The sequence below is a fragment of the Bradyrhizobium sp. P3_C3 genome, from assembly GCF_056402655.1.
Window position 1 is genome coordinate 1 of the sequence record NZ_JBFUGY010000105.1, and the last position, 6,897, is coordinate 6,897.

5 protein-coding genes and 2 pseudogenes are annotated in these 6,897 nt (G+C 60.2%); 2 read left to right on the plus strand and 5 right to left on the minus strand.

Translation table 11 applies throughout. The features are described from left to right. Positions 1–818, minus strand: a pseudogene (locus AC1DW2_RS43165) (biotin/lipoate--protein ligase family protein); the annotation flags it as partial. A gap of 46 nt (positions 819–864) precedes the next feature. Here AC1DW2_RS43165 and AC1DW2_RS43170 point away from each other — a divergent pair. Then, entirely contained in the window at positions 865–2,835 is a 1,971-nt protein-coding gene (locus tag AC1DW2_RS43170; RefSeq protein WP_477009147.1) for a 4Fe-4S binding protein, read from the plus strand. Here the strand turns inward: AC1DW2_RS43170 and AC1DW2_RS43175 are convergent, their stop codons facing one another. Beyond that, a complete protein-coding gene (locus AC1DW2_RS43175; protein ID WP_477009145.1) occupies positions 2,836–4,134 on the minus strand; it encodes a c-type cytochrome in 1,299 nt (432 codons plus the stop codon). 213 nt (positions 4,135–4,347) lie between these two features. On the opposite strand from AC1DW2_RS43175, the gene AC1DW2_RS43180 reads away from it, so the two are divergent. Beyond that, positions 4,348–4,587, plus strand: coding sequence for a hypothetical protein (locus AC1DW2_RS43180; protein WP_247316533.1), 240 nt, complete (start codon positions 4,348–4,350; stop codon positions 4,585–4,587). 195 nt (positions 4,588–4,782) lie between these two features. On the opposite strand, the gene AC1DW2_RS43185 is transcribed toward AC1DW2_RS43180, so the two are convergent. From AC1DW2_RS43185 to AC1DW2_RS43195, 3 genes and pseudogenes are all read right to left on the minus strand, one after another. Beyond that, positions 4,783–4,998: a hypothetical protein gene (locus AC1DW2_RS43185; RefSeq protein ID WP_477009146.1), complete on the minus strand. Its 216-nt coding sequence runs from the start codon at positions 4,996–4,998 to the stop codon at positions 4,783–4,785. Positions 4,999–5,419: 421 nt separating this feature from the next. Further along, positions 5,420–6,256, minus strand: a complete 837-nt coding sequence (locus tag AC1DW2_RS43190) for a glycosyltransferase family 2 protein (protein WP_166082199.1) — start codon at positions 6,254–6,256, stop codon at positions 5,420–5,422. Positions 6,257–6,418: 162 nt separating this feature from the next. Continuing rightward, positions 6,419–6,897: pseudogene (locus AC1DW2_RS43195) on the minus strand (aspartate kinase); the annotation flags it as partial.

A 6,897-nucleotide genomic window follows, 5' to 3' on the forward strand; every position in this document is an offset into this window, starting at 1 on the left:
CTTCTTCAGGTCGTGCCGATCGGTCCTGTTTGTCCCAATCCGGCGGGCAATAAGATCACCGTTGTCAGCGATCACATATGTGGTTTGCCGCGCACGCGGCAACCGACTTAGAAACTCGCGTGCGATGCCGTCGAATCCATCGGCTTGCCAGGCGTCGAGAGCGCGCATCAGATGCCGCACAAAGCTCTCCGTGACCTGAATCGCGCCGGCCTCACCAAAACCCTCCTGATCCAGGGCGGAAGCGAGCGGATAAACGCCAGCTTCCCTGTCGCTCATCGCAACCGTCCGGATCATGGCACCGAACACCAGCCAGCGCGGCGGCTCGTCCTCCTTTGCGGACGAAGGCCAGCCGAGCCGCCCGCCACCAACGAGGCCGCCGTCAACACGGATCGCGTCCGGCCAGTCGATGCGATCTCCTTGTTCGGCGGCGCATACGCGCGCAAGGCGTCGGTCAGCGCCACCATCCCCGCATAGAAAGCGCGGCGCGCGGTACGCAAGGGCTCGCCAGGTTCAAGCACGACTGCGAACTCGGCAAGATCGAACCGCCCCACGTAGGTCAGCGTACCTGCCCCACTCTCTTCGGCGATATGCATGGCATGGGCGAAAGAGTCACGACTTTCGCGCAGCCTCACCAGCGTGAATGGCGGAGGCAGATTGATTGGCTCCGTGACCGATGAGTGCCCAGGGGCTGTCGGTGTCAGGCGGACCTCCAGCTTTCTTTTCTTCTCTTGTGAGAATAACTTAATCGACCAGGAGGGGCGACGCGAGTCCGCTCGCCATCGTTCCCGGACCTCTTCAGGAGGTGAAGGGCTGCGCATGCCTGATCCGCCGAACACGATCCTGATCTGCTCGTGCGAAGACACGATGCGCCTCGATACGGCCGCCGTGAAGCGAGGATGCCGCAAGAGCGAAATCGCCGAGTTCCGCCAGCTCTGCAGGGCCGAGCTCGATCATTTTCGCAACGCGGCGAAGGCGGAAGGACCGCTCATCGTCGGCTGCACCCAGGAGGCCCCACTGTTTAGCGACGAGGCGAAGGGGCGTTCGGGGAAACTGGATTTCATCAACCTTCGCGAGACGGCCGGCTGGTCGGTGGAGGGAACCAAGGCAGGCCCAAAAATGGCAGCACTGCTCGCCGCTGTGTCCGAGGCTGCGCCTGCTTTTCCGTTTGTCACCCTATCGAGCGAAGGGGTGATCTTGATCTATGGCCGCGACGAACTTGCGGTCGAAGCTGGTCGATTGCTTGCCGATCATCTCGACGTGACGATCATGATCACAAAGCCGTCACAGATTATGCCGCCGGCGACGACATCCTTTCCGATCGTCCAAGGAACGATCCGTAACGCCAAGGGCCATTTGGGGGCCTTCGAGTTGACGGTCGACGACTATGCGGCCCCCCGCCCCTCCTCGCGCGATACGCTCGTCTTCGAGGATCCGTGCGACGGCCTGACTTCGCGCTGCGACATCGTCCTTGATCTCTCCGGCGGGAAACCGCTTTTTCCCGCGCATGACTTGCGCGACGGCTATCTCCGCGCGGATCCGCGGGACCCGGCCGCGATGCTGCGTGCCGTGCTCAGGGCACGCGACCTCGTCGGCAACTTCGACAAGCCGAAATACGTCAATTTCACCGCAGAGATCTGCGTCCATTCGCGCTCGAGGCTGACGGGTTGCCATCGCTGTCTCGATCTCTGCCCGACCGGAGCGATCACGCCACATGGCGATCACGTCAAGATCAACGCCGAGGTCTGCGCCGGATGCGGCCAGTGCGCCGCGGCCTGTCCGACGGGTGCAGCAACCTATGCCCTTCCGCCGCCCGATGCGCTGCTGCACAAATTGCGCGCAATGCTTTTGACCTACCGCGAAGCCGGCGGCTCCGGTGCGGTCGTGCTGCTGCACGACACCCAACATGGCAGCACGCTGATCGATGCGCTCGCCCGCCACGGCGACGGGCTTCCCGCCAATGTGCTGCCGTTCCCCGTCAACGAGGTGACACAGGTTGGATTGGAAGCGGTCGTGGCATCCYTCGCCTATGGCGCAGCGGGGATACGCTTTCTCCTCCGCGCAAGACCTCTGCACGACATCTCCGGGCTTTCTCAAACCATAACGATGGCTGATGCCATTGTTTCCGGATTAGGTTTTTCGGGGCGCCGGGTTGCGACTATCGAAACGGACGACCCGGACGTGCTGGGCGAAGTGCTGCGGTCGATTGAACCCGCGCCGGCCGTGGAGCGTCCCGCAACCTTCAAGACGGTAGGCAAGCGGCGCGACCTGCTTCGCTTCGCTCTTCACGAACTGCACCGCGTTGCGCCTGTGCCGACCGACGTCATTGCGCTGTCCCAGGGCGCGCCGCTTGGTACGGTTACCGTCAATACGGACGGATGCACTTTGTGCCTGGCCTGCGTGTCGGCCTGTCCCACCGGGGCTCTCCGCGACGATCCCGAACGTCCCGTGCTTAAATTCGTCGAAGATGCCTGCGTGCAGTGCGGATTATGCCAGAGCACCTGCCCGGAAAAGGTGATCACTCTGAAGCCRCAGATCGATTTCCGGGCCGCAAGGGCTCCGGCACGGATCATCAAGGAGGAGGAGCCGGCGCTTTGCATCCGCTGCAATAAGCCCTTTGGGGTAAAGAGCACGATCGAGAAGATCGCTGCGAAACTCGAGGGCCGACACTGGATGTATCCCGCGGGCGACAAGCGGCTGGACGTGGTCAGAATGTGCGCGGACTGCCGCGTCACCGCCATGAGTGAACAACAGTTCGACCCGTTCGCCGGCGTGCCCGAACGCGCTTCGCCTCGCACGACCGATGATTATCTCCGTGAGCGTGAGACCAAGCGTTAGCTACTTGGCGGTGGCGCGCGCCAGGAAATCCGTAAGCGCCTTGCGATCCTTCGCGGATCCAATCCGCTGCTCCGGCATTTTTGTGCCAGGCGTATAGGCGTTCGGACCGAGTTCGAACAATTTTGACACGGTCTCGGGCGTCCACACGATGTCCATCGCTTTGAGCGCGTCGGAGAAGCGATAACCAGGCAGCGACGCGATCCTGCGGCCGTATAAGCCCGCAAGCGTGGGGCCGGCGCGCTGCGCGTCCTGCTCGGACAGGGTATGACAGGCAACGCACGCCCTGAACACCTCGGCCCCGTGATCTCCCGTATAGGCTGCAAGCGGATCGTGCGGCGTAGCTTGCAACGATGAGCCGATGGGGGCGCCGGTCAGCGCGTTCCAGCGCCGGATCCTGCCGTCGACGCCGCCCGTCAGCAATGTTGCGTTGTCCGGCAGGAAAGCGACCGACCACACGGGCGAATCTGTATCGACCAGGCTTCGCGCGATGCTTCGCGCCTTTCGGTCGATGACCGTCACGACACCGCCAATTCCTGCAGCAGCGACCGACGTGCCGTCTGGAGAGATCGACAACGCGACAATCGGCGTCTGGCCAGCTTGCACCTCGCCGCTTTCCCGGCCCTCCGACATCAGAAAGCGTAGCTTGCCATCAGCACCACCCGTTACGATCTCGCCGTCAGGCGCGACTGCCACGGCATTAAGGGGTGAGCCCAGCGTGATGACATTAGGGGTGCCACCCGCCAATGGCCAGATCCTCAGTTCACGATCGTAACCCACGCTCACCAGCGATCGTCCATCCGGCGTGAATGCGACGCCGTTGACGTTCTGCGCATGCCCTTCCAGCACCTGCTGCGCGCCATCGCCGAGCGACCAGATACGAACTGTATGGTCCCAGGAGGCAGAAGCCACTCTTGCGCCATCCGGCGAGACTGCAAGTGAAGCGATCGGCGCGCCATGGCCCTCGAAAACCTGATCCGGCTGCTGCCGGCCAGGCGTCCAGATCGCTACCTTCGCATCCGCTCCGGCAGTCACCATCCGCCCATCCTTCAGGAAGGCCACCGCGTTCACCGCATCGGAGTGAAAGCGAAGGACCTGCTCGGCGGATTCGGTCTTGAACGACCATCGGATGGCGGCGGTGTCGAAGCTGCCCGACAGAACATTGTTGCCATCACTGGAAATCGCAATCGCCCGCACGGGCCCACCGTGACCTGTCAATTGCGCTGGCGCCGGCGCTGAATGCATCGCCAACAGAGCGGCAACGATGCAGAGACTGGTGCTGAGACGTGGGACCCAATTCATCTGCGGCTTACAGGTCGTTCGGGCATGTCGTCGGTGTTGACACGGCGTACGTGCACTCGCTCGGTCTCGTCAATGATTGAAGCCGTTATCCGGTTTCCATGCTGCACCGCAGGACGGGCATGGCTCCGCTACTCAATGCCGCAACGGCTGTTGTCGGCTTGAACCGGGCATAGCCTGAACCTATGCTTGATCTGACACGTCGAGGACGACGTCATGCAAATACGACCTAAAACGTATCTGCATTTCATTTCGTTGTGGCGATCACTTCGCGATGCGATACCGCCACACCATGACGATGAGCCCGCTGAAACGTCACCGTTCCTCATCTATACCGCGGCCGTGCTGATGCTTCTCTTGGCCATTCTGGAACTGGACGCTCATCGAGGCGAACTGGAATTGCTCGGCCTTTTGGGGAACGACTACCCGATTCCGCCCGCTTTCCTGGGCCCGTAGCCCCGCCTCTCGACCACGCTTTCGTTCGACCTCGCAGGCTCAAGCGCATCTATTTGCGAGCCCTGGCTGAACGGTCGGCTGCGCGGCCTTCTGCCTAAAGCGCGATGAGATTGGGATGAATCGTCATCGCGCTTTAGGTTGTTGTTTGAGCATGATCTTTTCGGAAAACCGCTGCGCACTTCTCCGGATCATGCTTTAGCGCTTGGAATCCCGCGGAAAGACCAATGACCGATCGTCAAAATCGTCGACCGGCAGCTTGTCTGCGCTTCGACCGCTTTGCATGCCCTGCAATGTCGACGTGCTTGATGTTCCGGCGCGCCCGACCGTTGCGATCGAGTGTGATCGCGGGATGCCGGTCACAGCAGCAAGCAGACCAACAGCGGCGATGGAACAAATGATCAAAGGCTTCATGCGAAATCTCCTGTCCGCCAGAAATCCCCGCAGCGATCTGATTAGCGCGAAGCCTGACGTGGGGGTGTGAGCCGCCTCACACTTCCCGGGATTCTTGCGCTCAGCGCCTGTCAGGTTCCTAATTTGGAACCGTCAGAGCCGGCTTCATCCCCGGAGTGAGGTTCGTCGACCGCGCGGGGCGGCACGGCTTGTTGGGCGCGACTTGTTTGGCGCGCTGGTCACGAACTATCTTCGGGAGGCGTTGCGAAACAGCACGTCAGGCACGAAAATCTCAGACCATCTACCGCACCAGTTTCGCACCAGAAACGATCTCACCAGAACACAACGAACACGACCGAACGCAGACCAAAACGCGTCCAGACCAACGAAGCCGACTTCGAAGCGGCCGCATTGGCACGGGGGCGGCTCAGTTTTCGGACAATCACATCTTGATCGCATTCGCGAAGAGCCTGTCACCCCACTCGTACAACGGCCGCATGAAGTCCGATTGGGTGTGGATTGCTCGACCTTTGCGCTCGCGCCATTTTCGTCCGTAGGTATCGAACGGAAAGTGTCGCATGTAGTAGTCGCAGGTCTCTTCCCAATGGTCGACCGACAACGATTTGCCGTAGTGTTGGCAATAGAGGCCAGTCGCCACGCGTTCAACGCCACCCGGCTCGCGCGCATGGTGCTCTGCGAAGGTGACCTCCAACCGGTTTCGCCACAACATCAGAATGTCTCGCCGTTCCGGACCGAAGAAACGACGAAAGTCCAACAGTTCGCAATCGGCCTGATAGGGTGCATGATCCCCAGGAGTCATATAGGCGTCGAACAGTTGAACCCGCACGCCGTCGCACTCGCTGGAATGCGTTCCTTCTATGAATCCGCGTAAATCTCCGGTAACGCGCTCATCCGCATCGAAGCAAAACACCCAGTCGAACTGCAAATGTTCGCGCGCCGTCTGCAACAAGAGGCCGCGATGCCGCCCCTCGGCAATCCGGCGTGCCTCGACCTCCGCTTCCCACGACCGATTTGTCACGATCAGAGCGACTTTTGGGTGTTCGCATAGAATCTCCAGCGTACGATCCGTGCTCGCGTCATCATAAGCGACTATCGCATCGACGTGCTTGCCGACGTAGTCCAGTGTGTCTCTGAGAATAAGCGCTTCGTTACGAACGCGGGTGATGCCGATTAAAAGGTGCTTGTGACCTAATAAGCCTGTGTTGCAAGCAATGATTCGTTCGCCCTCGCGAAGTAGCCAACCAATGGTGCCCGGCATAATCATCGCCTCGCGACTTTAATGAATTGACACCAATGATGGCGGACGGGCGCGTATCGCCAAGATTAAGAATTCTCGTTGTCGCCGCATCGAGCTAGCGACCCGCCCCTCTTGACCATCCCTCCCCTTACGCGATTTCGTGACATCTTCTCGAAGAGGTTGTTAGATCAGCGAATGTAAGGCCGTGACCGCGGCCTCGCGGGTCTCCACAGGAACGAACAAATTTATCGAATGTGGTGATAGAACGTATTTTTCAACAACAATCCCGCGGGATTGCAGAATTTGTATCGCCTGAAATGGCAAGTCTGAAGAAACGCCGCCGAAGCAAGTAAGGCTCACCGAACTTAAAGTCTCACGCTCTTTGCGCAAGTCCTTGCTCCTTTCCAGCGTGCGCAGCAGAGTGTCGAGCGATTCCGACTCGCAAGTCATCATGATGCGCGTTTTTCCGGCGGTGAAAGCCGAGGCGAGGACTTGCGGCCAAGATAGGCCGTTTTGCTTGAGATGCTGCGCAAATTTCTCAAAACCGTGACTGAGATTCGTCGAAGCGATCTCCACATGCTCAATGCGAGCCATCGAGTTGACGGCCAGAACTTTTCCGCTTTCCATTCCGATAACCTCTTTCATTACTCGCGTACTGTGTT